Consider the following 25,085-nt stretch of genomic DNA (forward strand, 5'->3'; position numbering starts at 1 on the left):
TCAGCTCCGCACCGCCGCCATGATCAGTGCGCGCACCGCCTCGGGCACTGATATGGCGACCGCGTGCGAGGCCGCGACCTCAACCGTGCGCGCACCCGCCCGTTCGGTCATGAACCGCTGGGCCTCGATCGGGATGTCCTTGTCCGCGGTCGTCAGCAGTGCGAACGACGGAACCGACCGCGACGGTGTCGCGGTCGCCGGTTCCTCGACTGCGGCCCGGGCCACTGCGTCACGGCCATCAGGCGCGCGGTCGGCGCGGGCACGGGTTCGACGGGTGCGATCACGCGTTGTACAGCGCGGCCTTCAATACGGAGACTGCTTGTGCCACAGCGGCTTTGGCGGCATAGGTGTCGTGCATGGCGTTGACCATCACGAAATCGTGGATGATCGCCCCGTACCGCACCTGCGTGACGGGCACGCCCGCCGCGCGCAGCTTGCCCGCGAACGCTTCGCCCTCGTCCCGGAGCACATCGGCCCCGGCGGTGATGACCAACGCCGGGGGCAGTCCGGCCAACTGCTCGGTGCTGGCCCGCAACGGCGAGGCGGTGATCTGCGCGCGGTCCGCTTCGCTGGTGGTGTACTGATCCCAGAACCAGCGCATACCCTCGCGGGTGAGGAAGTAGCCCTCGGCGAACTCCTGGTAGGAGCCGGTATCGAAATTGGCATCGGTCACCGGGTAGAACAGCACCTGCTGGCGGAACGAGACATCGCCGCGCTCCTTCGCCATGAGGGTCAGCGCGATGGCCATATTGCCACCGACCGAATCGCCCGCGATGGCGATCCGCGAGGAGTCGAGACCGTGCGTTGCGCCGGAGGTGGTGACCCATTGCGCGACTCGGTAGGACTGTTCGTTCGCGACCGGGTAGCGCACCTCCGGTGAGCGGTCGTATTCGGGGAAGACGACGGCCGCGTCCACCCCGACGGCCAGGTCGCGCACCAGCCGGTCGTGGGTGTGCGCATCGCCGAATACCCACCCCGCGCCGTGGGTGTAGATGATCACCGGCAGCACACCGGTAGCACCCTTCGGCTTGACGATGCGCACCTGCACCGAACCGGTGGGGCCGCCCTCGACGGTGATCCACTCCTCATCGATCTCCGGCTTCGCGATGGGGCTGTCCTGCACCCCGTCGACGGCCTTGCGGCCCTCTTCCGGGCTGAGCTGGTAGAGAAACGGCGGCTCGGAGGTCGCGTCGACGAACTCCTGTGCCGCCTGTTCGAGCGAGATACCGTGGGGGTTTCCTGCCATCATCTTGCCTTCCTGTGTGGGTGCGCTGCTGTGTGGGCGCGTTCAGTCTTGGGCAGCGGCCGACCGGTCCGCCCCGCTGTGCGGGCCACAAATCCCCCTGATCAGGACGCGGCCGTGGCGTCCTCCAACAGCGCGGTCGTACCCGTCGTTCGGAAGCGCTGCTGATACTTGCTCGGCGAAATACCAAGGCGCGCAACGAATGCACGGCGCATGGCTTCGCTACTGCCGTACCCGGCGGCCATCGCCGCCTCGGTCACACTGTACCCGGCGTGCAGCTTGTCCCGGGCCAGACCGAACCGAATGAAGGCGACGTATTCGGCGGGCGAGCTCTCCAATTCGGCCCGGAACAATCGCGTCAAATGCCTTGGGCTGACCCGGGCGTGCGTGGCGAGGGTCTGGACGGTATGCGGATAGCTTGGATCGGCGCAGATCAGATCCGCGACCGTGCGTACCAGCGGGCTGCGCGGCACCGGAGCGCGTAGCGCCGCCGAGAACTGCGATTGACCTCCCGACCGTTGCATATAGATGACCAGCAACTGGGCGACCGACCGGGCGATATCGGCGCCGTGGTCGGCTTCGACCAGCGCCAGCGCGAGATCCATCCCGGCCGCCACACCTGCGGAGCTGTAGAGATTTCCGTCGCGCACGAAGATGGCATCCGGCTCGATCTTGGCGTCCGGGAATTGGCGCGCCAGATCCTTCGCGAATTTCCAGTGCGTAGTCGCGCGCCTGCCATCGAGGAGTCCGAGATACGCCAACACGGACGCGCCGCTGCAGATGGATGCCAGGCGGCGGGTGTTGGCGGCCAGTTGACGGGCGGCGGTCAATACCTCGGGGGTCACGAACTTCGCCGGCGGCAGTTCGCTACCGGGAATCACCACGGTGTCGAAGCGCCCGGCGTCCGCTGCGGCGCACGCCACGGCGACACGGGCGCCGATGGAGGTCTGCACATCCCGGCCGTCGGCGGAGACCAGCACCACCTCATAGTTGCACCCGGCCTGGTTCGCCTCCACGAAAACCTCTGCGGGCCCCACGAAGTCGAGCATCTTCACACCGTCGAAGAGCAAGATGCCCACTCGTCGGCGGGATGGAGTCATTGCATTGGAGGACATGTCAGGCATTATTCTGGAGCCATGCCTCCAGAATCAAGCGTTGTGCGCGATCCCTCCTCCGCGTTGGTAGCGTGAGCAAATGGGACGTTCGCGACGGTTCGATGAATCGGACCTACTCGATGCCGCGACGGAGCTGTTCTGGGCGAAGGGGTTCGACAGCACCTCGATCGAGGATGTGTCGGTGGTGACCGGCATCGGAAACGGCAGTATCTACGCCGCCTACGGCAGCAAGAAGGGGCTGTTCCTGGCCGCGTTCGAGCGCTATTGCGAGCGCCGCGCGCAATTCGTCCGCGAGGTGATCCGGTCCGCGCCCGGATCCGCCCGCAGCGCGGTCCGGGCGCTGCTGCGGGCGGTCATCGATGACTGCGCCGCCCAACCGGACCGGCGCGGGTGCCTGATGCTCAACAGCATCGCGCAGCTCGGGATGCGGATGCCCGAGGTGGTCGCGATCAGTACGCGCTGCACCGACGCGATGGAGGACGGTATCGCCGCGCGCCTGCGCCCAGCTGTACTACTCGGCGGCAATGAGCGCGATCTCTCCGCGCTCAGCGCGAATATCGTGGTGGTGGCCCAGGGGTTGATCCAATTCAGTCGGCTGGATATTCCGGCCGCCCGGCTGCGCGATATCGCTGATGTCTCGTGTGACGCGCTGCCGTCCGCCTGGGCCGATGCACCGTTAGCGGTCGGCGAGCCAGTTTCCGTGGAAGCCGTAGGGCACTCGGCTCGGTAGGTGGACGGTGGCGACCGGTGTGGCGGCCAGATCGGCCCCGTCCAGGATGACGAGGTCGCTGCGGTCGGTGTCGGCGTTGTAGACGTAGGTCATGAGATAGCCTTCGCCGCCGGGGTGTTCGTTCGCGGCCGCGAAGGCGGCCTCGGCGGGGATGCGGCCGGGGCCGAATTCGTGGGCGGTGTTCGCGCCGGTGTGCAGGTCGTAACGGATCAGCGCGCCGCTGTCGCGGGAGACGGTGGCGTGGCCGAAGCGGGCGTCCAGACCCGCGAGCCGATCGTCGATGCGGGGGAACTCGGCGGCGCGGTCGTCGAGTTGTTCCTCGATGACGGTGCCGGAGGTCAGATCGATGGTCCAGCGCCAAAGGCTCGCTTGTTCGCGGGTGGGCGAATCCTGCCGCCACATACTGGGATAGCGCATCACGTGCAGCACGATTCGGCCCGGTTCGTCGTGGGCATTGAGCGCGTGGAAGACATAGCAGGGATCGATCGGGAACCACCGCACCGCGCCGTGCGGATCGTCGCGGCGCAGCACGCCCAGCCGCGCTTGGTAGTCGTCACTCCACCGATAGGGCATGCCGCCACCGGATAGTGCGGTCTCGAGGTCGAAAACCACTGGCAGGTCCATGAATACGATATGCCCGCCGGTCAGGTTGAAGTCGTGGTGCATGGTCGGCCCTGGCACGTCGATGGGGCGGCTGAGCAGCAGATTGCCCGCGGCGTCGGCGCGGTGGTAGGTCAGGTAGGGCTCGGCGGTGGCGTAGCCGAAGAAGTGCAATTCACCGGTGGTCGGGCAGGTCTTCGGATGTGCGGTCATGGCGGTGTGCAGTTTGCCGTCGAAATCGTAGGGGCCGACGGTGTCCAGCTCACAGGTCAATTCGTGGGGGTAGGACCCTTCTTCCAGTGCCAGGGTGCGTCCGGCGTGCCGGATGACGTGGGTGTTGGCGAATCCGCCCGTGAGATCGTAATTGCCATCGGCGTCGCGGACCTGTGCGCCGTTGGTGAAGGTGGAGGTGCGGACCCACCGGTTGCGATAGGACACCGCACGGCCCTGCTCGAGCCGCACGCCGTGCACCATGCCATCGCCGAGGAACCAGTGCGCGGAGGCGGCGGCGTGCGGATTCGGGCCATTGCGCAGGTACCAGCCGGTCAATTCGGGGGGGATCGTTCCGGTGACCGGTAGTTCGTAGGCGGTGAGCTCTTCGGTGACGGGGGCGTAGTTGCCGGTGAGGTGTGGAAGCGAGGTGGTCATGAGGGGCGCCGATCTGTTGTGGGTTTTCAGGATGCGGACTCGTTGAGCAAGTTCGCCTTCGACTGGATGTGGGCGACGTAGCGGATGGTGAAGATCACCGGGAGGGTGAAGGCGAGTACCTGCGCGATGGTGCGCACGCCCGAGGAGGAGTGCGCGAGCGCGGTCATCGCGATGCACCCGATGACGAAACTCGCGGTCCATACCGAGGTGATGACATAGCTGGTGCGGATGAAGACGGGGTGATCCCAAACCTCCTGCGGCGTGGTCCGTTTGGCGATCGGCAGGGTGAACGGCATGCGTACGGCCAGTGATGCGCCTGCGACCAGGGCGAGCACGCCCGAGGACAGTGCCGGGGTGTAGGGGTGCAGCGCGGTGTCCGGATCGGCGAAGGCGAGCACGGCCACCGCCGCGAAGAAGGCGACGGAACCGATGTCGATGATCATCGCTTCCATGCGTTGACCCGCCCGGATCTGCTGGGTGATGCCGAGGGCCGAAACGCCAAAGGCCGCCAGTGCGGCCCACTGCCAGTACTGCGGCGGGACCACCGCGAAGACGATCCAGGGGGCGAAGGTACGCAGGTACGACATTTTCGGAGGCTCCTAGTGGGGCGACATTCCAGTTTTGACATGTCTAAATTAGAGTCTGCTCTATCGACATGTCAATAGTGGAAGGTAAGGTGATGTCATGAGTCTTCGGTATGTGCTACTCGGACTGTTATCCGATCGCCCGGCCAGCGGCTATGACCTGGTGCAGCGCTTCAAGGTGTCCCTGGCCAATGTCTGGCCCGCCACCCAGAGTCAGATCTATACCGAACTCACCAAGCTTGCCGATGCGGGCTCGATCGCGGTGTCGGATGAGGGTCCGCGCGGCCGCAAGGAGTACACGATCACCGACGCGGGCCTGGCGGATCTGCGCGAATGGCTCACCACGACCAAGCCGAAACGGCCGGCGCGCAATGAAGTGCTGCTGCGCGTCTTCTTTCTCGGTGTGGTTCCCCGCGCGTACGCCCGCGACTATCTGTCCGATATCGAGACCGCGAGCACGGAGGGCCTAGCCGAACTGGCCGCACTCGAGGCGTCGATCGACTGGGACGACGATGACCTGTCCGTCTACGGCCGCATCGTGATGGAGTGGGGTAAGCGCTTCCAGGTGATGAGGCGGGAGTGGGCCGAGTGGGCGCTGACGCAGATCCCGGAGCGCTAGTGCGTTGATCACGAATGTTCGCCGGTCGGGCTCCTGTTCGGGGTCGGCCTCAGTGCTGTCGGCGTTCGCTGCGGAACGGTCCCGACTCTCGACTCGGTTGCGGCGGAACGGCTTTCAGGATTCGTAGCCGCGTATGAGCGGTAGGTACACCGTATCCACGATGTCGACCAGGACCTCGTCGGGCACGGTGGGCACACCGCGCGTGACGAATTCATTGCGCAGCAGGTCGATCGGGACCGCGGCGACGCGCGGATGACGTGCGGCCGCGGGCGCCTGCCCGCGTGCGATGGCCCGGTCGAGAACGGTGAGCCACGGCCCCGCTCCGGCGTCTCCGGATTGATCGCGCAACTGGGCGAGTCGCCCCGGTTCGTGCGCTAGCTCGGCGAGCAGGCTGCGCAGGATCTCGCCGAGCGGAGAGGCGAGGTGAGAGTTGGCGCGCCGCAATAGCTCCAGCGCGTCCGTGCGCAGGTCGCCGGTGCCGGGAAGGTCGAGGGTGGTGGCGGTCAGCTGTTTGTAGGCGGCGACACCAAGGGCCGCCCGGTTCGGCCAGCGGCGGTAGATGGCGTTCTTGTTGGTGCCCGCGCGTTTGGCGACGGTGTCCATGGTCATGCCCGGGTAGCCGGATTCCAGGAGTTCGTCTGCACGGCTTCTTCCCCGGCGACGATTTCGAGCAGCGGGCCGCCGCTCTGGCTACCCCCGCAGGTCAGGCGGCCATGGCGGAAATGCCGACCCGATTCAACGAATTCCTCGGCCGCGCGGCCGAAATCGCGCGAGCCCGGTTCCGCGGCAGGCTCACCTACTGCTGCCTGCCCTTCGAACGGGTGAACTGGGAACTGTTCGATATCCTCGCCACCGATGCCGGATACCGCTCGGCCGCGCTGGCCGACCGCTACCCGGACCTCATGCGCAGTTACGTCGGCGAGGGCGCGAAACTCGGAAAACCGGTGGCCGTCACCGAATTCGGCTGCGTCACCTACCGCGGCGCGGCCGATATGGCCGATCGCGGCGCGGACATCCTGCAATGGGACCCTCGTACCGCCACCCCGCTGCGCCTCGACGGCGTATACGAGCGCGACGAGCAGGCCCAAGCCGCCCACCTGCTCGAAGTGTTGAACATCCTGGACGAAGTCGGCATCGACACCGCCTTCTGGTACTGCTTCTCCCGCCCCGACCTCATCCACCGCGACGATCCGACCCTGGACCTCGACCTGGCCAGCGGCGGCCTGGTGAAGATCTTCGACAGCGTCGACGGCGCGGCCAAGACCTGGGAACCGAAGCTGGCCTTCGCAGCGTTGGCGAAGCGGGTCCGCTGACCGGCCTCGGCCTGTCTCATCCGGTCTCCGGCGCGCGTTCGATCAACTCGCGCCACTCCCACGTCACGACTTCCATAGTCGCGTCACCGAACCGGGTGAACGTTCCTGGTCGACGCGCCAGCCGAATATGGTTCGGATCAGCCGGTCGAGGAGTTCGGAAATCTGAATATCAAGATGCTTGCCCAACTGATTTGAGAACTATCTTCACTGATATGGATCTGATCTTGCAGGATCTTCATACTCACACTGAGGTGATCGAACAGGTCACATGTCGCCAATCCACCGGATCGACGTACAGGAGTGTTGATGAAGATCGGAATCCCCCGCGAGGTCAAAAACCACGAGTACCGGGTCGCGTGTACCCCGGCCGGTGCGCACGAGCTGGTTGCGCGCGGACATGAGGTGTACATCGAGGCCGGAGCGGGGCAGGGGTCGGCGTTCGAGGATATGGCGTATGCGGCCGTCGGGGCGCGGGTGCTGGACAGCGCCGATGCGGTCTGGGACACCGCGGATATGGTGCTCAAGGTGAAAGAGCCGGTGGCCGAGGAATATTCGCGGATGCGCGAGGGGCAGCTGCTGTTCACCTACCTGCATCTGGCCGCGTCCAAGGAGTGCACCGATGCGCTGCTGAACTCCGGTATCACCTCGATCGCCTACGAGACGGTGACCGCCGCGGACGGATCGCTGCCGCTGCTCGCCCCGATGAGCGAGGTCGCCGGACGGCTGGCGCCGCAGGCCGGTGCGTATCACCTGATGCGTAGCGGCGGTGGCCGCGGTGTGCTGATGGGCGGTGTGCCGGGTGCGCGTCCGGCCAAGGTGGTCGTGCTCGGCGGCGGCGTTTCGGGCAGTAATGCGATCGCCGTCGCGGTCGGCATGCACGCAGACGTGACCGTGCTCGACCTGAATATCGCGCGCCTGCGCGCCCTGGACGAGCAGTACCGGGGGCAGGTCCGCACCATCATCTCCAATCGCTTCGAGGTGGAAAGCTTGGTCCGCGAGGCCGATATGGTGATCGGCGCGGTGCTGGTGCCCGGTGCGAAGGCGCCCACTCTGGTCTCCAATGACCTTGTCGCACAGATGAAGCCGGGTTCGGTACTGGTCGATATCGCCATCGATCAGGGCGGCTGCTTCGAGGACTCGCGCCCGACCACCCATGCCGAGCCGACCTACCGGGTGCACAATTCGGTCTTCTACTGCGTTGCCAATATGCCCGGCGCGGTGCCGTACACCTCGACCGTCGCGCTCACCAATGCCACACTGCCGTATGTGATTTCGCTGGCCGACCGCGGCTGGCGCGATGCGGTCGCCGCGGATCGGGGGCTGGCCGCCGGTCTGAGCACGCACCGCGGCCAGCTGCTGTCCGAATCCGTCGCGGCCGCACACAACTACGCGGCCGAGACGCTCGCCGCCTAGGGCATCGGACGGGTTCTGGGTCGCACATGCTCGAAGATGAGGATCGTCTCGGTCGAGGCGACGGCGGGATGTGCGCTCAGATGTTCCAGTACGAAGACCCGTAGTCCCTCGGAGTCGGCGGTGGCGACATGGATCAGATAGTCGTCGGCGCCCGCGATGAAGTAGACGTTGAGCACCTCGTCGAGATCGGCCAATTGATCGCCGAACTCGGCGAGGTGCGGACGTGCGTTGGCGTGCACCCGGACCGCGATCATGGCTTGCAGATTCCGGCCCAGCGCGGCCGGGTCGATATCGGCGTGGAATCCGCGGATCACGCCGCGTTCCACCAGTGCCCGCACCCGTCCCAGACACGTCGACGGTGCGATACCCGCGACATCGGCGAGCGCGCTATTGGTCATCCGGCCGTCGCGCGCGAGCTGATCGAGCAGAATCCGGTCGATATCGTCGAGCGCAACGGCGGGTCGAGGTGGATTCCGGACAGCGGCGGCCGGACCTATCGGTGAATCGATCTTCCTCACAGACCCAACCCTATCGAAGATCCTTCGACGTAGGGCAAGCCCGAAAACTTATGTTCGGCGGTCATTCGCCGGTGTGAACTCGATCCGGAGGTGGCGATAGGATCGGCGCGTGGACATCTACTGGCACGCTGTTACGCCGCCGCCGTGCGCCTGATCGGGCGCACCTGCTGAATCTGGAGATTTCGCGTTCCCGGCTGACTTCTGTAGGCAGCCTCGGGGCGATGCCGTGCGCCCGTTTCGAATCCCTATTGAATTCGATGACGGAAGTGCATGGCCTTGTCCGATTCCAAATCTGTTGTTGTAGTTGAGCGTTCGGGTGTCCGGGCGCGCTCGCCGCTGAGTGGGCCGGTGCCCATCCTGGTCGCGGCGATGTTGTGGGGGACCACCGGGACCACCAGTTCGCTGGCGCCCGCGGGTGCGCCCGCGGCGGCGATCGGGTCGGCCGGGTTGGTGCTCGGCGGGCTGTTGTTGTATTTGTCCACTGGCGCTGCGCGTCTGGTGTGTACGCGCGGCGAATGGTGGCTGGTTATCGCCGGTGCGCTCGCGGTGGCGGGGTATCCGGTCACCTTCTATCCGGCCGTGGCGCGGACGGGGGTGGCCGTTGCGACGGTGATCGCGCTCGGCAGTGCGCCGGTTTTCGCGGGACTATTGGCCTGGGTTGCCGGGCAGGGCAGGCCGACCGGACGCTGGGTCGGTGCCACCGCGGCGGCGGTGCTCGGCTGTGTGGTGCTCGTCCTCGGTCCTCAATTGACGGGTGGGACCGCGCCGGTCGACCCGCTCGGCATCGTGCTCGCGGCCTTCGGGGGACTCACCTACGCCGTCTACTCGCTTATCGGTGGCAGACTCATCGCGCACGGGCATTCGTCGAATGCGGTACTCGGCACGATGTTCGGCATCGCCGGGTTGTTGGTGCTGCCGGTTGTGTTGTGCGCCGACACAACCTGGTTGCATTCCGGGCGCGGCATTGCGGTGGCGGCGCATCTCGCGGTGTTCACCACGTTCGTCGCCTACCGCCTGTTCGGCTACGGGCTGCGGCATACGACGGCGCAGGTCGCGACGACATTGACGCTGGCCGAGCCCGCCGTTGCGGCGGTGCTCGGTGTGGTCGTCGTCGGTGAGCGATTGCCGATCGTCTCGTGGTGCGGGCTGGTCGTGCTGGCACTCGGGCTCGCATTCCTGACACTCGGCGGGCGCGACCGGCGCTGACGGGTGCGCGACGCCGCCGCTTCGCGGTTACCGATTCGCGTGGGCCAGTGCGGATTCGGCGGCGTCGAGCACCTTGCCGAAGGCATAGCGGACCACCGGCTTCGCGAGCATGCCGGGTCAACCAGGCGACGGCGAATGGCGGCCGCTATTGAACCGGCGCGGGTGCTTTGGTGCGCAGCACCTCCATGAAGGCCCGCATCCACAGCGGGTGATCCGGCCAGGCCCGGCCGGTCACGATATTGCCGTCGACGTGGGCGGGGCTGTCTTCCCATTGCGCGCCAACGGCATTCAGGTCAGGCGCCAGTGCCGGGTAGGCACTCGACGAGCGGCCGCTGAGTGCGCCGACGGCGATGAGGATCAAGGGGCCGTGGCACAGCGCCGCGATCGGCTTGTTCTCGTCGACGAAATGTTTGACGACTCTGCGGCATTCCGCATTGCCGCGCAGATATTCCGGAGCGCGCCCACCCGGCAGCACCAATGCCGCGTACCGGCTCGGGTCCACATCGGCCAGCGCGATATCGGCGGGCCAGGTGTGCCCGGCCTTCTCGGCATAGGTATCGAAACCGTCGACGAAATCGTGCACGACGAACTGCAACTTCTTGACGGTGGGGGCGGCCACGTGGACCTCGTACCCCTCCTCGAGCAGCCGCTGGTACGGGTACATGACTTCCAGGTCCTCGGCCGCGTCTCCGGTGATCAGCAACACGCTTGTCACGGCACATCACCTCCGGGGCGAATTTTATCGGCAATCGCCGTGCGCCCAGGGGCTTTCGCGACTAAAACGGGCGTGGATGCGGCCGGACCTGCTCGAGTTGCGCGGCCACCGACAGGATCGTCGGCTCACCATTGGCCGGTCCGACCAGCTGCACCGCCAGTGGGAGGCCGTCGGTGGCGACGCCCGCTGGCAGGGAGGCGGCCGGATGTCCGGTCGCATTCCACAGTCCGGTGTAGGCGACCATGGGAACCGAGGCGAGCTGTGCCCGGATGGAATTCGCGCCGTCGAGGACACCGAGCGGCGGCGGGCGGTGCGCGATGGTCGGGGTCAGCAGCAGATCGCACTGTTCGAAGATGCGATCGACCTTGCGGGCCGCGACCTCGCCGCGGCGCATGGCCCACTCGACCACCGGCCGCCGCGCCCACGCACCGAGTGCGGTGGTCTGGCGGGTGCGGCGTTCGAGCCGCTCCGGATGGTCGACGAAGGGGATCTCGGCACGCACACCGCCATAGAACTGCGGGTAGAAGGCGAAGGTGAAGTCGGGGTAGCGCGGGTTGATCTCGAAGACCGTATGGCCGAGTTGGGCGAGGAGTTGGGCGGTGTCGTGTACCGCGCGCACATGTTCCGGATCCGGTCCGGCCAGCACCGTCGGCGATTTCGTGCTGTAGCCGATGCGCAGGCCGGTGAGGGTGCGCCGCGCCGCCTCCTCGAACGACAGCACCGGATCGGGGGCGCGGAATCGGTCGACCGGCGTGCTGCCGCGGATCACGTCGTAGACGATCGCGGAATCCTGGACGCCACGGGTCAGCGGGCCGAGCACGCCGAGCGCCCACCACAGGTGTGGGTACGGCGCGGTCGGTACCCGTCCGCGCTGGGTTTTGAGGCCGAAGAGCCCGCAGCAGGCCGACGGAATCCGGATCGAGCCGCCGCCGTCGCCGCCGAGTGCGACCGGCACCAGTCCCGCCGCCACCGCGGCGGCGGAACCGCCGCTGGAGCCGCCCGCCGAGCGGGTCCGATCCCACGGATTGCGGGTAAGTCCGTAGGTGCTGGATTCCGTGTAGGGCCATTGACCGAATTCCGGCATGGTGGTCTTGCCGACAATGACCGCGCCCGCCGCCCGCAAGCGCCGCACCACTTCGGCATCGACGGCCGCCGGGGTGGTGTTGGCGCGAGTGCCGAAGGTGGTCACGACCCCCGCGACGTCGATTTCGTCCTTCACCGCGATCGGGATGCCGTGCAGCGGTCCGAGGTCTGTGCCTGCGGCGCGCGCCCGATCCCGTTCGATGGCTTCGGCGATCGCCTGTTCGTGCAGCACCGTGGTGAAGGCGTTGAGGTCGCCCGCCTGTTCGATCCCGTCGAGGGTCGTTTCGATCAGTTCGCGGGCCGATAGCGCCCCCTGTTCGAGCAGTTCTCGCTGTTCCCGCACACCCGAGGCGACGACCTCGCGAAGGTCCATCTCTACCGCTCCTCCCGACCTACCTGCCGTGGTGTTCCGAGCGAGCTGCGAGCAGCCGCCCGACAGGCGTGACCTGTGGAATCAGTCATTGATTCGAGCACCCGACAGTAGCTAGTCGACTGACCATTCCGCAATCGATACGCGGGTCGCGGCCGCCGGGTTCAATATCGCCGATATCAATTTTCCGCCCATGCGCAAGCGGTAGCGCTACAGCCAGGGCACCCCGGCCCGGAGCAGCACATTGGCGTAGGGCCGGGCCTCGCCGGTACGCACCACGAACCGGCAGGCCCCGATCCGCTGTTTGAAGTCGTCGTGGTCGATCAACTCCGCGTTCAGGCGGTGGCTGAGCAGTGTCGCGGCTTCCGGATTCTGCTCGGCAACCTCGCGGCTGCCCCAGGCGGCCTCGACGGTGACTTCGTCGAGGATCAGGTCGAGGATGGGCTCGAACCGGGGGAATCCATAGCTGATGCCCAGGTCGATCACCGGCACGCCGACAGGTGTCGGCAGACCGGAGTCGCTGACGGCGAAGAGGTCGGTGTGGCGCAGTGCCGTGAGCGCCGAGAGCAATTCGGCGTGAATGAGTCCACTGGTACGCAAGGTTCGGATCCTTCTCGAAGGGGGATGCCCGGTCAGACGAGTGGCCGGGCCGCGGGGATGGCCGCGAGCGCGGTGCCGATCTGGGCCGCGGTGGGGTAGGAGGCATGGGTTCCCGGTGCCTGCACGGCGAGCGCACCGGCCGCGGTGGCATAGGCCACGGCGGCGCCCAACTGCCTGCCATCGGCGAGTGCGGTGGCCAGCGCACCGACGAAGGCGTCGCCCGCGCCGGTGGAGTCCACCGAATTCACCTGTGGCGCAGCCTGATATCCGCCAGCGACCGGTGCTGGCACATCGCAGCGGTGTGCCCAGACCGAGCCGGCGGCGCCCAGGGTGGCGACGACGGACGCCACCCCGCGCAGGCAGAGCGAGCGGGCCAGGTGGAATGCCTGCTCGGGTGTCTGTGCGGTGGTCCCGGTCAATGCCGACAGCTCGGATTCGTTGACGACCAGCGGATGGCAGCTCAGCAGCAGTTCATCGGGCAGCGCCGCCGCCGGTGCGGCGTTGAGGACGAACCGGCGGGCGTGCCGCGCCGCCCAGGCCACCACGCGCGGCGGCACCTCCAACTGTGCGACAACGACTTCCGCCGACCGCAGCAGCTCGGCCTCGTCCATGGTGTCGAGTTCGGCGTCGGGTTCCCAGCGGAAGTTGGCACCGGAGTCGACCACGATCTGATTCTCGCCGTCGGCGACGGTGATGTAGGCCGTGCCGGTCCGCGCATCTTCGACCTCGCGCAGGGTGGTGAGCCCAACACCATAGTCGCGCAACGATTTCCGCAGCTCGGGATCGGCATCGCGGCCGATCCTGGCAATGAATTCGACGCTGCCACCGGCTCGGGCCGCCGCGACGGCCTGATTGGAACCCTTGCCGCCCAGGTTGGTGCGTGCGCGCAGTGCCAGTACGGTTTCACCTGGGCGCGGCAGCCGTTCCACCTCACACACGATGTCCTGGTTGACCGATCCGAGGACGACTACCGTCACGACTCGGCCCCGGCGTCGGCTACCTCCAGATTGCCGGGTGCGGCACCGGTGATCAGCGCGACCAGCCGGTCGCCGTCCACCTCGTCGATCCGGTGTGCGGCAACGGATCTGCCGCGCCGAAGCACTACGACGTTATCGCAGATCCGCATGACCTGCGCCAGGTCGTGGCTGATGATCAAGACGGTGATCCCGCGCTCGCGCAGGCCGCGCACCAGCTTCTCGACCGCCGCGGTCTCCCGTACGCCGAGCGCGGCGGTCGGCTCGTCCATGATCACCATGGATTTGCCCCAGGCCACCGCACGGGCGATGGCGATGCTCTGGCGTTGGCCGCCGCTCATCCTGCGCACGGTGGTGCGCACCGAGGGCACATCGACATCCAGGTCGCGCAGGATCTCGCCGCTGCGGGCGATCATCGCCCTGCGGTTGACGATGCCGAGCGGATAGACCAGCTCCCGGTTGAGAAATAGGTTCTGCCACACCGCGAGATCGTCGATGAGGGCGAGATCCTGATACACGGTCTCGATGCCCATCTTGCGCGCGTCCTCTGGCGAACGCAGGCGCACCGGCTCGCCCTTGAACAGGATGTGCCCGGTATCCGGTGCCTGCACGCCGGTGAGGCAGCGCACCAAGGTCGATTTGCCCGCGCCGTTATCGCCGACCAGGGCGGTGACCTCACCCTCCGGAATCGTCAGCGAGACTCCGGCCAGCGCGCGGACCGAATCGAACGATTTGGTGAGTTCGCGCGCCTCGAGTAGTGGAATCGTCATGTCCTGGGACCTACTTTCGGAAGCGGGCGATGCCGGCGGCCAGCAGCAGCACCGCGCCGACGGCGACCGGCTGGTAGTACTGCGAGATGCCGAGAATGGTGAACCCGTTGATCAGCGAGGTGAACAGCACCGCACCGCAGACGGTGCCGAGCACCGACGCCTTGCCGCCCGACAGCGACGAACCGCCGAGCACCACCGCGGCGATCGAGCTCAGCAGATAGGTGGTCTGCAGTGACGGATCCGCGCCGCCATTGCGGGCGACCAGCATGACACCGGCTATGCCGCACAGCAATCCGGACATGGCATAGGCGAACAGCCGGATCCGGTTCACCGAGATACCGGTGTCGCGCGCGGCCTCGAGTCGCCCGCCGGTGGCGAGCAGGTGGGTACCGATTCGGGTCCGGAAGATGATCCCGGCCACCACCAGCGCCGCCACCAGTGCCAGCAGCCAGAACCAGCGCACCGGTCCGATGCCGTCGAGTGCGAGCCGTTGCAGGAACCGGGAACTCACGGCCTCGGTATTGCCGTGCGTCAGCAGCAGCGTGATGCCATTGAGCACGCTCAGCATGCCGAGCGTGACGACGAAGTCGGTCATATGCAGTCGGCCGATGAGCACACCGTTGACGACGCCGACCGCCAGCCCGCTGAGGATCGCCGCCGCGATGGCGACCGCCATCGGATAGCCGTGGCTGGCGAGGTAGCCGAGAACGGCTGCCGCCCAGGGGAGATTGGCGCCGACCGACAGATCGATGCCGCCCACTGTGATCGCGAACTGCTGGCCGAGCGCCAGCACCGTCAGGATCGTCGAGGCGACCAGCAGATCGCCGATATTGTCCGCCGTCAGGAAGTCCGGGGTGGCGATGAAGAACGCCACCCACAGCACCACCAGGGCCAGCGGCGCCGCGAATTCGGCGACCTTGGCGAGGATTTCCGGGCGCCCCTCACGCGCACGGAGCTCGGCGGGTGCCTGGGCTGTCACTTCTTCAGCAGTCCTTCCACTGGGTTGTCGAATGCGACGATCGGACGCGGGAACGCGGAGATCTGCTGATCGACATTGTCCTTGCCGATGAAGGCGATGGGGGAGACCACGCGCTCGGGCAGCGCCTTGCCCTGGTGCTTGGCCAGGCAGCTCTGCACCGCGAGTTGTCCTTCCGCATACGGGTATTGGGTCACCGTGCCGGTCAGGGTGCCCGCCTTGACGGCGTCGAGCGCGGCCTGGATGCCGTCGACGGAGATCACCTTGATCTGGCCGGTCTTGCCCGCGTTCTTGATCGCCTGTGCCGCGCCGAGGCCCATGGTGTCGTTGGCGGCGAAGATGCCGGTGATCTCCGGATGCGCCTTCAGGATCGCCTCGGTGACCTGCAGGCCCTTGTCCTGTTCGTAGTCGGCGGGCGCCTTCTGGACGATGTCCAGCTTGCCGGCGACGGCGTCGGTGAAGCCCTTATCGCGATTGATGCCGTTCTGCTCGCCAGCGATGCCCTGCAGGATGGCGACCTTTCCGGTGCCGCCGAGTGCGTCGAGCATCTTCTGTCCGGCAATCCGGCCCGCGTCGAGATTGTCCGAACCGATGAAGCTCGCATAGGACACCCCGGCCTGCTCGGAGGCCTTCGCGTCGATCTGGGTGTCCAAGTTGAGGATCGGAATATTCTTGCGCGCCACCGGCGTCAGCGGCGTGATCACATTCGTGGCGTTGACCGGTACCACCCCGAAGCAGTCATAGCCACGCGCGGCCAGGGTGGAGATCTGGGCGTTCTCACCGTCGGCGTCCGTCTCGGACTGCCCGGCCTGCACCGTGACCTTCACCCCGAGCCGCTGCCCCTCCGCGAGTGCGCCGTCGCGCAGCGCCGCCCAGTAGGGGTTGGTGAAGTTCCTGGTGACGATCGCGATCTTGAAATCGCCGTCACCTGCGTCCTGCCCACCGCGACCGCAGGCAGCGGCGGCGAGCGCGCCGATGAGGACAAGCGGCGCCATTGCACGCCTGAATCGAGCATTCATCGTGAGTTCGACCTATCCGTCTCAGGTATCAACTCGTGTTGATTTACGCGAGTTGATGAGTAGTGTGTGACCCGAGTCACCGGCTGTCAAGTGGTGGTGTGGAGTGCTTGGATGGACGGTCGGAGCGAGGAGAGGTTTCGGATGGCAGTCACACGAGCCGACGTGGCGCGGCTCGCCGGTACGTCGCCGGCGCTGGTGAGCTATGTGCTCAATGGGGGGCCGCGGCAGGTCGCGCCCGCGACGAGGGCCCGCATCGAGGCCGCCATCGCCGAACTCGGCTACCGGCCCAATATGTCGGCGCGCAGTCTGCGCATGAACCGCGGGCACGCGCTCGGCATGGTGATCCCCGACGGGGCCAACCCGTTCTTCGCCGAACTGTCCGCGGTCATCGAGGCGGCCGCCTTCGCGCGGGGGTATCCGCTGTTCGTCGGCAATGCCGCCGGGGACCAGGAACGCGAACGCGCCTACGTGCGCACCTTTATCGATCGCAGAGTCGAAGGGCTGCTTGCGATTTCGTCATCCTGGGAGACCGGCGTCGCCGACGCCTGCGAGGAGGCAGGAATGGTGCTCGTCGCGCTGGACCGCGTCATCGATCCGGTGCGTTGCGCGCATGTGATGTGCGATTCGGTCGCGGGCGCAGAGCAGGCCGTGGCGCATCTCATCGGGCATGGGCACCGCGGTATCGCCTGCCTCAGCGGCCCGCATGTGTCCACCGCCGAGGACCGCGTACAGGGCTACCGCAATGCGCTGGCGGCCGCCGGACTGGCCGAAGGACGCATTGTGCGAACGGATTTCGGCGGTGCCGCCGGCTACCGCGCACTGGCCGAACTCATGGCCGACCCGCGCCGCCCCACCGCGGTATTCGTGACCAGCGACCTACAGGCGATGGGTATGCTGCGCGCGGCCTATGACGCCGGACTGCGGGTACCCGACGACCTCGCGGTGGTCGCCTTCGACGGCATCGAATACTCCCGCTACACCCGACCCGGCCTGACCACCATGGTGCAGCCCACCCGGCGCATGGGTGAGACCGCGGTCGACCTGCTGCTCCAACAGATCGAGGACCACACCGTCCGGCCGGGGGTGGTGAATCTGGAGGCGGTGCTGCACACCAGGGGCTCATGCGGTTGTCCGGACGAGTTCTGAAAGTTCCTGCTCACCAAGATGCGTTGTGCAGCAAGAGAATGCCGGTCTTCCAAGTTGTCCGGTCGGTCGCCTCTCCGGTCATCTCTTCGGTAGTTCGGCCGAGATCGGCGCATCGCTGCCCGGGTCAGTATTTGGGTGAGCTCGGCGTCCGATAGGTCGGGTCGACCAGGCGCATGGCGGCGATGTCATCGCGGTTGTGCCACTGCGGCATGGCGTTCCAGCGGTCGTGCAGGCGCGCGAGCGCGTCCGGATCGAGGTCGACGCCGAGCCCGGGTGCGTCGGAGATGGCGATCGCGCCATCGCTGATGACGATCGGGTCGACGATCACATCCTCTGATTGCCATGGGTAGTGGGTATCGCAGGCGTAGTCGAGGTCGGTGACGGTGGCCGCCACCTGGGTCATGGCGGCGAGGCTGATGCCGAGATGGCTGTTGGAATGCATCGAGATGCCCTTTTTGTATGCTCGACACACTGCGGCCAGATCGCGGGTCGCCAGCAGACCGCCCCAGAAGTGGTGGTCGGACAGCACGATCTGTACCGCGTCGCGGTCGAATGCCGGTTTCACCTCATCGAATGCGGTCACGATCATATTCGTGGCCAATGAAATTCCGGTGCGGCGATGCACTTCGGCCATATCGTCGACGGTGGCGGTCGGATCCTCGAGGTATTCCACGACACCGGTCAGTTCCTCCGCGACCTGTAGCGCCGTCTTCAGCGACCAGCCGCCGTTCGGATCCAAACGCAAAGGCGAGTCGGGGAATTCGGCGGCCAGCGCTCGGATCGCGGCAATCTCCGCATCCGGCGGCATGACCCCGCCTTTGAGCTTGAATGAGCGGAAACCGCCGTGGGCGAAGAACTTTCGTGCCTGAGCGACCAGGCCCGCTGGATCCAGTGCCGCACCCCACTCATCCGTGGCCTCCGGCGCCAAGGGATGCTCTGCCCACTTGTAGAACAGGTAGCCCGAATACTCGACACGGTCACGCACCTTGCCCCCGAGCAGGACATGTACCGGCACCGCCAAGTGGCGTCCCAGCGCGTCCAGTGCGGCGACCTCGAAGGCGGACACCACGCTGAGCCGCACCTTGTCCGTGGTCAGCGCGCCGCGCAGGCCACTGGCCGCGGGCGCGGAATCCAGGAGGGTGCTCGTACCCTGTCCGAGCCCGGTGATCGCCGTGAGTGCGCCGACCGGCATACCGATCAGTTCGCGTGCCAACTCGGCCGCGCGCTCCAGATAGACGGTGTCACCGTAGGTTTCGCCGAGGCCGACCACGCCACTGTCGGTGACGACCTCGACGATCAGCCGTGGCGTATAAGGCTGATGGACACCGGACAGATTCAACAGCGGGGGATCAGAGATCAGGATCGGGGTCAATCGGACATCGGTGATGACGGGTGTCATCTCAGTCTCGCTTTCCGTCGACGCGACGCGGCAGCCGCCACGGATTGGCTTCGCGCAGGGCGGGTGGGAGGAGTTCATCTGGGAAGCCCTGCCAGGCGATCGGCCGCAGGAAGCGGGCGATGGCGGCGGTTCCCACCGATGTTGTGGTCGGCGCGGTCGTCGCGGGGTACGGGCCGCCGTGCTGCTGGGCCCAGCTCACCGTGACACCGGTGGGCCAGTCGTTCCACAGCAGTCGACCGGCGAGCCCGATGAGGGCGGGCAGCAGTTGGCGCACGTCATCGACTTCGGTGTCCTCCGCGACAATGGTCGCGGTCAGGCCCGGTTCGAGCTGGCGCAGAACTTGTTCCAGCTCAATGGGATTCGCGTATTCGACAACCAATGCCGCGGGGCCGAAGCATTCTGCCTGCACGGCATCTCCCGCGGCCAGGAAGTCGGTGGCGGATACGCTCAGCAAGGTGGGTGCGAGCAGATCGTCATCGATGGCGGGTGCCGAAATAGCGGCGACGGAGGGGGATTCGCGCAGGGTCGTCACGCGCGATCGAAAGCCATCGGCGATGTGCTCGTTGAGCAAACGCTGTCCCGGCACCGTGGCGACCGCGGCGGCCAGCGTGTCGGTAAGCCCATGGCCCGAAGGCAGTAGCAGCACACCGGGTTTGGTGCAGAACTGTCCAGCGCCGAGGGTGAACGATCCGACGAAACCCTCGACGATCCGCGGTCCGCGCGCGCGGACCGCACCGGGCATGACCACCACCGGATTGACGCTGCCGAGTTCACCGTAGAACGGGATCGGGCGCGGCCGTGACGATGCGATATCGAACAGCGCCCGGCCACCCGCCAGTGAACCAGTGAACGACGCGGCGGCGATATCCGGGTGGCGCAGTGCCGTGATGCCCGCCTCGACGCCGTGGATGACGGCGAAGGCGCCCGCTGGGGCACCGGCCGCGCGCAATGCCCCGCGCACGATCTCGCCGGTCCGCTCGGACAGCCGTGGGTGGCCAGGATGTGCCTTCAGGACCACGGGACATCCCGCGGCCAGGGCCGAGGCGGTGTCACCGCCCGCGACGCTGAATGCGAACGGGAAATTGCTCGCGGCGAAGACGAGCGTCGGTCCGATCGGGACCAGGCTGCGTCGAATATCGGGTCGCGGTCCCATCGGCCAGCTCGGATCGGCGTGATCCACGGTGGCGGCGAGGAATTCGCCATCGGCCAGCACCTCGGCGAAAAGGCGCAACTGAAAGGTGGTGCGGGTTAATTCGCCACGCAGGCGCGGTGTTTCGGGCAGATGTGTTTCCACTGCGGCGAGTGGGACGAGTTCGTCGGCCGCGGCATCCAGGGCATCCGCGATCCGGGTGAGCCACGCCGCCCGCTCGGTGGGTGTGGTGTCGGCGAGACGACCCGCGGCCTGCGCCGCTGCGGCGATGATCGGCTGTAGTTCGTCAGGGGTGGTATCCACAAAGGCTCCTGAAGGTAGTGGGTTACGCCCGCACCGTGTGTTCGGCGGTCTGGGCGCGCATTCGATCGCTGATGGTCACGCCGAGACCGGGGTCGAAACGGTGGCCTCGGTGATCCGGTCGAGGGTGGCCGCGCCGTTCATGCGATCGTGGCCACCAGTGCGGTCAGTTCGGCGAGTTCGGGCTCGGTGAGGTCGGTCAGCGGTGGCCGGACCGGTCCGGGCGGGCGTCCGATGGCCGTCAGTCCGGCCTTGACGATCGACACCGCATACCCGGGCACACGATCGCGGATACCCAGGTAGGGGATGACGAATTCGCGCAGCCGCCGGTAGACCTCGTCCCGGTCGCGGGCCCGCACCGCCCGATAGAAGTCGAGTGCGAACTGCGGCACAAAGTTGAAGATCGCGGAAGAGTAAGTGGTGACACCCATTTCGGTGTAGGGCAGGGCGAAGGTCTCCGCTGTCGGCAGCCCGCCGATATAGGTGAGCCGGTCGCCGAGCCGGGCGTAGATCCGGGTCATCGTCTCGATATTGCCGACACCGTCCTTGAACCCCACCAGATTCGGGCAGCGCTCGGCCATCCGCGCCAAGGTCACGTCATTGCAGGTGGCATTGGCGCGACTGTAGAAAATGACGCCCAGTGACGTGGCCGCGCAGACGGCGGCGACATGTTCGACCAGCCCGTCCGGCCCCGCCTCGGTCAGATACGGCGGCATCAGCAGGATGCCCTCGGCCCCGGCGGCTTCGGCCGAGCGGGCCTGCTCGATTGCCGCCGCGGTGCCCGCGGTGGCCGGTGCGACCACCGGGATCCGACCGCCGGTCTCGGCGACCGCGGCCCGTACCACCTGATCGATCTCGGGTGGTGTCAGGGAGAAGCCCTCACCCGTACCGCCCGCCGCGAATAGACCTGCCACCTCGTACTGGGCCAGCCAGGCAATGTGTTTGCGGTAGGCGGCCTCGTCGAAGGCCAGGTCGGCGTCGAAATGCGTGACGGGGAAGGACAATAGCCCGCGGCCCAGCGCGGGACCCAACTCGTCGGCGGACAGATGTGACATATGGTTCCTCTCAGTGAGCCGGCGGCAGCGAGTCGAGCAGTTCGATCACTCGGTGCAGTGCCGGATTGGCGCAGTCGCGTCGCCAGACCGCGTGCAGGACAACGGCTTCCTCGACGCCGTCCAGCGGCCGGAACCGCACGCCGTCGGGATGCAGGTGGGTGGACGTTTCGGGGACCAGGGCCAGGCCGCGTCCGGCGGCCACCAGCGCGAGCATGGTGTGCACCTGGGTCAATTCATGGGTGGCGGTGTAGGGCACGGCGGCGAGGATGCCGGAGACCAGATCGGCGAAATAGCGGGCCGGACCGGGTGCGTACACCAGCAGCGTCTCGCCGCCCAGTTCGTCGATCGCGATCGGACCGTCCGCGGCGAGCTTGTGCTGTTGCGGCACGGCCAGCATCAACCCTTCGGAATGCACCAGCCGCGAATCGAATTCGGTGCGGTCGAAGGGTGGACGGGCGAGTGCGAGATCGAGGCTGCCGCTGCGCAGGTTCTCGAATTGATCCGAACTCACCATCTCGCGCAAAACCACCTCGACGCGGTCCAGCCCGGCCTCGATGTGGTTGAGGCTCGCCTCGATTTGATTAAGGAAGGGTCCGAGGAAGCCGAAGCCCGAGGCCGCTGTGAAACCGATGCGCACCGTGCCGGCCCCGCCCGCGGCGACGAGGCGGGCGGTGCCGGGCGCGGCGCTGGCCAGGGCCAGCAGACGGCGCGCCTCGGTCAGGAAGACCTCCCCGGCCGGGGTCAGCTGGACCTGCCGCTGGGTGCGATCGAAGAGTTCGACACCGATATCGCGTTCCAATTTCTGGATCTGGCGGCTCAGCGGCGGCTGCGTCATCCGCAGGCGCTCGGCCGCCCGGCGGAAATTGCCCTCCTCGGCCACCGTGACGAAGCCGCGGACCTGCTCCAGCGACAGTATCGACATCGTTCTCCTCCTGCGTTGCGGCGCGCACTCCGCCTCGCCCGCAGATTGCCGTATCCGCAGGTTATGGCCCGCCAGTGATACTCGTCCAACGCCAATTCAGCATCAACCGATACCCGAAAGGTATTCATTGGAGGTCGACGATTTCGACCCAGTTGGGGTCGCGGCCGACGCCGAGCCGATGCCGTGGGGTGAGCGAGCCGGTCTCGGGATCGATGGCGTAGCTGGTGACGGCATGGGACTGCTGACCGGCGGCCACCAGAAAACGCCCACTCGGATCGATGGCGAATCCGCGTGGTCGGGCCTCGGTGGGTGTGTGTCCGAGCGGGTCGAGCAGTCCGGTTGCCGGGGCGATACGGAATCCGGCGAGCGTGCTCGAAGTCCGTTCGGCCACATAGAGATAGCGGCCGTCCGGGGTGAGCCGCAGTTCCGATGTCCACGGTGGGCCAGCCGTGGACGGCAGCACCGTGGCCGAGGCGACGAGTGTGAGTGTGCCCGTGGCGGATTCGAATCGGTAGGTGTTCACCGTGCCGTCCAGCTCGTTGCTGCCGTAGGCGGTCGATCCGTCGGGATGGAATACCAGATGTCGCGGACCGGCTCCGGGGGCCGTCTCGACGAGTGGCGGCTGATTCGGTGTGAGCCGTCCGGAGTCGGCGTCGAAGCGGTACTGCAGGATCACATCGCCGCCGAGCGCCGCCGCGAACAGGTATCGGCCGGACGGATCGGTCACAATCGAATGAGCGTGCGGTGGTGTTGATTTCACCTCTATGGGCGGTGCGACACCGCCGTCGGATGTGATCGGATTGATGGCGATCTTATTGCCCGAATACGAGGCGCTGAGCAGAAACCGCCCGCCTCGGTCCGTCGAAAGATAGGCCATATTGTCGGGCAGCGGGGCGGTCGACAGCGGCGTCAGCCGCCCCGTTGCCGGATCTGTGGCGAATACCGCCACCGCGAACGGGGCCGAGCGCAGCGATGCGTAGAGGTACCGGTGGTCCGGGCTCATCGCCAAGGGCATCACCGCGCCGTGCACCGGCTGCGACTCGACGGGTGTCAGCGCACCGTCGTCGTCGAGTCGCAGTACGGAGATCTCGCGACTTTCGGCATTCGAAACATAAACGGCGTAGGCCATATTCACGCCGTCTCGGCGGACTTGCCGCTGACTCGCGCCCGCAGCTCCAATTCGATCTGTTCCAGGCTGCGTCCATTGGTCTCCGGCACGAATCGCTGCACCAGCATGAACATCACCACGCTGACCCCGGCGAAGATCCAGGCCGAATAGCCGAGTCCAAGATGGTCGTTCATCACCGGGAACAGGAAGGTGATGGCGAAGGTCGAACTCCACAGCACCACACTGCCGACACCCATGCCGACCCCGCGCACCCGCAGCGGGAAGATTTCCGCCATCATCACCCATACCACCGCGCCCCAACCCAATTCGTAGCCCGCGAGGTAGACATTGAGCAGGATCAGTGTCGTGATGCCGGTAATGGTGTGGTTGTGCACGCCGAGCACGATGGCGCCGAGCAGGAACAATGACGAGGCCATACAAACATTGCCGAGCAATAGCAATGGCTTTCGGCCCCAGCGGTCGACAACGAAGATCACCCAGGCCGTGAATGCCACCTTGATCGCGCCGAGCACAATCGAAGCCAGCAGGGAAGTCGAATTTCCGAAGCCGAGATCCTTGAACATGGTCGGTGCGTAGACATTCACAGCATTGACACCCGAGAACTGTTGTCCGACAGCGAGAATAAGTGCCACTACCAGGGCCGGTCGTGCCCATGGCGCCAGCAGATCGCGCAGCCGCCCCTTCTGCTGCTCATCCAATTGGATGACCGAGCGGATACTGCTCATCTCGGATTCGATCTCGTCGGCGCGGTGCGTGCCGGCCAGTACGGCACGCGCCTCCATCTCCCGCCCGGCGTGCACCAGCCAGCGCGGCGTCTCCGGCAAGACCGACATGCCTGCCAGCAGCGCCACTGCCGGAATCGTGGCGACCGCGAACATCATCCGCCAGTTGCCGGATCCGGACAGCGCCCAGTCCACGATGTAGGCGATCAGGATGCCGGAGACGATCATCAGCTGGTTCAATGTCGACAATGCGCCGCGCGCCCTGGTCGGGGCGAGTTCGGACAGATATGTCGGCACGGTCGCCGACGAACATCCCACCGCGATGCCGGTAATGAATCTGGCAACTACCAGCACGGCGACATTGGGCGCCAGCGCACAGCCCAGCGCGCCGACCGCGAAGACCGCGGCCGCGATCATAATGGTGCGCCGCCGCCCGAGCCGATCGGTGATCCGTCCGGCAATGGCCGCGCCGATCACCGCACCGGCGGCCAAGCAGCCGCCGATCACGCCCTGTGTCACCGAGGACAGATGCCAGGACTTTTTGATGAACAGCAACACCCCGGAGATGACACCGAGGTCGTAACCGAACAGGATGCCGCCGAGGGCGCCGAAGAAATAGAGAAATTTGACATTGGACGCGAGCGTCGATTTCGGTCCGGTCGTCGTTGACTTGAATTGCATTGTGCTGCGCTTCTTTCGCGGTGGAGCAAAGTGCCATCAGCGTCACATGCCGCTGATGCGAAATTCGTCAGAAGTGCGATTCCGT

Annotated in this window: 26 protein-coding genes; 6 read left to right on the forward strand and 20 right to left on the reverse strand. The window is 66.6% G+C overall.

Going from position 1 to position 25,085, the window contains the following annotated elements; all coding sequences use genetic code 11:
* From ABZ293_RS14560 to ABZ293_RS14570, 3 genes are all read right to left on the reverse strand, one after another.
* Entirely contained in the window at positions 1 to 225 is a 225-nt protein-coding gene (locus ABZ293_RS14560) for a hypothetical protein (RefSeq protein ID WP_355180665.1), read from the reverse strand.
* A 55-nt stretch (positions 226 to 280) separates the two neighbouring features.
* The gene (locus ABZ293_RS14565) at positions 281 to 1,246 is read right to left on the reverse strand and encodes an alpha/beta hydrolase (protein WP_355180789.1); all 966 of its coding nucleotides are present in this window, start codon (positions 1,244 to 1,246) and stop codon (positions 281 to 283) included.
* 101 nt (positions 1,247 to 1,347) lie between these two features.
* Positions 1,348 to 2,358, reverse strand: coding sequence for a GlxA family transcriptional regulator (locus tag ABZ293_RS14570; protein WP_355180667.1), 1,011 nt, complete (start codon positions 2,356 to 2,358; stop codon positions 1,348 to 1,350).
* A gap of 79 nt (positions 2,359 to 2,437) precedes the next feature.
* Between ABZ293_RS14570 and ABZ293_RS14575 the strand changes: the two genes are divergently transcribed.
* On the forward strand, positions 2,438 to 3,088 hold the full coding sequence (locus ABZ293_RS14575) for a TetR/AcrR family transcriptional regulator (RefSeq protein ID WP_355180669.1): 651 nt from the start codon (positions 2,438 to 2,440) through the stop codon (positions 3,086 to 3,088).
* On the opposite strand, the gene ABZ293_RS14580 is transcribed toward ABZ293_RS14575, so the two are convergent.
* Positions 3,035 to 4,336 (reverse strand): carotenoid oxygenase family protein, encoded by a 1,302-nt coding sequence (locus tag ABZ293_RS14580; RefSeq protein WP_355180671.1) that lies wholly within the window; start codon positions 4,334 to 4,336, stop codon positions 3,035 to 3,037. The two genes, ABZ293_RS14575 and ABZ293_RS14580, sit on opposite strands and share 54 nt — an antisense overlap.
* A gap of 26 nt (positions 4,337 to 4,362) precedes the next feature.
* Positions 4,363 to 4,923, reverse strand: a complete 561-nt coding sequence (locus tag ABZ293_RS14585; RefSeq protein ID WP_355180673.1) for a hypothetical protein — start codon at positions 4,921 to 4,923, stop codon at positions 4,363 to 4,365.
* Positions 4,924 to 5,020: 97 nt separating this feature from the next.
* Between ABZ293_RS14585 and ABZ293_RS14590 the strand changes: the two genes are divergently transcribed.
* A complete protein-coding gene (locus ABZ293_RS14590; RefSeq protein WP_355180675.1) occupies positions 5,021 to 5,539 on the forward strand; it encodes a PadR family transcriptional regulator in 519 nt (172 codons plus the stop codon).
* Between the two features lie 114 nt (positions 5,540 to 5,653).
* On the opposite strand, the gene ABZ293_RS14595 is transcribed toward ABZ293_RS14590, so the two are convergent.
* Positions 5,654 to 6,169 (reverse strand): TetR/AcrR family transcriptional regulator, encoded by a 516-nt coding sequence (locus ABZ293_RS14595; protein WP_355180791.1) that lies wholly within the window; start codon positions 6,167 to 6,169, stop codon positions 5,654 to 5,656.
* Positions 6,170 to 6,252: 83 nt separating this feature from the next.
* Here ABZ293_RS14595 and ABZ293_RS14600 point away from each other — a divergent pair, with 83 nt between their 5' ends.
* Together ABZ293_RS14600 and ald are read left to right on the forward strand one after the other, a co-directional pair.
* Complete coding sequence (locus ABZ293_RS14600; protein WP_355180677.1) at positions 6,253 to 6,852, forward strand: hypothetical protein; 600 nt, start codon at positions 6,253 to 6,255, stop codon at positions 6,850 to 6,852.
* 306 nt (positions 6,853 to 7,158) lie between these two features.
* Positions 7,159 to 8,265 carry an alanine dehydrogenase gene (gene ald, locus ABZ293_RS14605; RefSeq protein WP_355180679.1) on the forward strand — a complete coding sequence of 369 codons (1,107 nt, stop codon included), beginning with the start codon at positions 7,159 to 7,161 and terminating at the stop codon, positions 8,263 to 8,265.
* Here the strand turns inward: ald and ABZ293_RS14610 are convergent.
* The gene (locus tag ABZ293_RS14610; RefSeq protein WP_355180793.1) at positions 8,262 to 8,774 is read right to left on the reverse strand and encodes an Lrp/AsnC family transcriptional regulator; all 513 of its coding nucleotides are present in this window, start codon (positions 8,772 to 8,774) and stop codon (positions 8,262 to 8,264) included. The genes ald and ABZ293_RS14610 overlap by 4 nt on opposite strands.
* Before the next feature lie 279 nt (positions 8,775 to 9,053).
* Between ABZ293_RS14610 and ABZ293_RS14615 the strand changes: the two genes are divergently transcribed.
* Entirely contained in the window at positions 9,054 to 9,989 is a 936-nt protein-coding gene (locus ABZ293_RS14615; RefSeq protein WP_355180681.1) for an EamA family transporter, read from the forward strand.
* A 145-nt stretch (positions 9,990 to 10,134) separates the two neighbouring features.
* Here the strand turns inward: ABZ293_RS14615 and ABZ293_RS14620 are convergent, their stop codons facing one another.
* From ABZ293_RS14620 to ABZ293_RS14650, 7 genes are all read right to left on the reverse strand, one after another.
* On the reverse strand, positions 10,135 to 10,704 hold the full coding sequence (locus tag ABZ293_RS14620) for a DJ-1/PfpI family protein (protein ID WP_355180683.1): 570 nt from the start codon (positions 10,702 to 10,704) through the stop codon (positions 10,135 to 10,137).
* A gap of 61 nt (positions 10,705 to 10,765) precedes the next feature.
* The gene (locus ABZ293_RS14625; protein WP_354951015.1) at positions 10,766 to 12,160 is read right to left on the reverse strand and encodes an amidase; all 1,395 of its coding nucleotides are present in this window, start codon (positions 12,158 to 12,160) and stop codon (positions 10,766 to 10,768) included.
* Between the two features lie 207 nt (positions 12,161 to 12,367).
* A complete protein-coding gene (rbsD, locus tag ABZ293_RS14630; RefSeq protein ID WP_354951014.1) occupies positions 12,368 to 12,757 on the reverse strand; it encodes a D-ribose pyranase in 390 nt (129 codons plus the stop codon).
* A 32-nt stretch (positions 12,758 to 12,789) separates the two neighbouring features.
* On the reverse strand, positions 12,790 to 13,734 hold the full coding sequence (locus tag ABZ293_RS14635; RefSeq protein ID WP_355180685.1) for a ribokinase: 945 nt from the start codon (positions 13,732 to 13,734) through the stop codon (positions 12,790 to 12,792).
* Positions 13,731 to 14,501: an ATP-binding cassette domain-containing protein gene (locus ABZ293_RS14640; protein ID WP_354951010.1), complete on the reverse strand. Its 771-nt coding sequence runs from the start codon at positions 14,499 to 14,501 to the stop codon at positions 13,731 to 13,733. Before ABZ293_RS14640 ends, ABZ293_RS14635 begins: the two co-directional genes overlap by 4 nt.
* 10 nt (positions 14,502 to 14,511) lie before the next feature.
* The gene (locus ABZ293_RS14645) at positions 14,512 to 15,480 is read right to left on the reverse strand and encodes an ABC transporter permease (protein ID WP_355180687.1); all 969 of its coding nucleotides are present in this window, start codon (positions 15,478 to 15,480) and stop codon (positions 14,512 to 14,514) included.
* Entirely contained in the window at positions 15,477 to 16,472 is a 996-nt protein-coding gene (locus tag ABZ293_RS14650; RefSeq protein ID WP_355180689.1) for a substrate-binding domain-containing protein, read from the reverse strand. The genes ABZ293_RS14645 and ABZ293_RS14650 overlap by 4 nt, the downstream gene beginning before the upstream one ends.
* 165 nt (positions 16,473 to 16,637) lie before the next feature.
* Here ABZ293_RS14650 and ABZ293_RS14655 point away from each other — a divergent pair, with 165 nt between their 5' ends.
* Positions 16,638 to 17,642 carry a LacI family DNA-binding transcriptional regulator gene (locus tag ABZ293_RS14655; RefSeq protein WP_355180691.1) on the forward strand — a complete coding sequence of 335 codons (1,005 nt, stop codon included), beginning with the start codon at positions 16,638 to 16,640 and terminating at the stop codon, positions 17,640 to 17,642.
* 124 nt (positions 17,643 to 17,766) lie between these two features.
* On the opposite strand, the gene ABZ293_RS14660 is transcribed toward ABZ293_RS14655, so the two are convergent.
* The 6 genes from ABZ293_RS14660 to ABZ293_RS14685 form a co-directional block, all read right to left on the reverse strand.
* Entirely contained in the window at positions 17,767 to 19,041 is a 1,275-nt protein-coding gene (locus ABZ293_RS14660; protein WP_355180693.1) for an enolase C-terminal domain-like protein, read from the reverse strand.
* A gap of 1 nt (position 19,042) precedes the next feature.
* Positions 19,043 to 20,494 carry an aldehyde dehydrogenase (NADP(+)) gene (locus ABZ293_RS14665; protein WP_355180695.1) on the reverse strand — a complete coding sequence of 484 codons (1,452 nt, stop codon included), beginning with the start codon at positions 20,492 to 20,494 and terminating at the stop codon, positions 19,043 to 19,045.
* A 137-nt stretch (positions 20,495 to 20,631) separates the two neighbouring features.
* Entirely contained in the window at positions 20,632 to 21,546 is a 915-nt protein-coding gene (kdgD, locus tag ABZ293_RS14670) for a 5-dehydro-4-deoxyglucarate dehydratase (RefSeq protein ID WP_355180697.1), read from the reverse strand.
* A 10-nt stretch (positions 21,547 to 21,556) separates the two neighbouring features.
* Positions 21,557 to 22,468 carry a LysR family transcriptional regulator gene (locus ABZ293_RS14675; RefSeq protein WP_355180699.1) on the reverse strand — a complete coding sequence of 304 codons (912 nt, stop codon included), beginning with the start codon at positions 22,466 to 22,468 and terminating at the stop codon, positions 21,557 to 21,559.
* A gap of 124 nt (positions 22,469 to 22,592) precedes the next feature.
* Positions 22,593 to 23,597: a beta-propeller fold lactonase family protein gene (locus ABZ293_RS14680; protein ID WP_355180701.1), complete on the reverse strand. Its 1,005-nt coding sequence runs from the start codon at positions 23,595 to 23,597 to the stop codon at positions 22,593 to 22,595.
* 2 nt (positions 23,598 to 23,599) lie between these two features.
* A complete protein-coding gene (locus ABZ293_RS14685; protein WP_355180703.1) occupies positions 23,600 to 25,000 on the reverse strand; it encodes a sugar porter family MFS transporter in 1,401 nt (466 codons plus the stop codon).
* Positions 25,001 to 25,085: the final 85 nt, after the last annotated feature.

Origin of the sequence: Nocardia sp. NPDC005998 (assembly GCF_040614395.1) — a bacterium.
In the GTDB taxonomy this organism is placed as follows: domain Bacteria; phylum Actinomycetota; class Actinomycetes; order Mycobacteriales; family Mycobacteriaceae; genus Nocardia.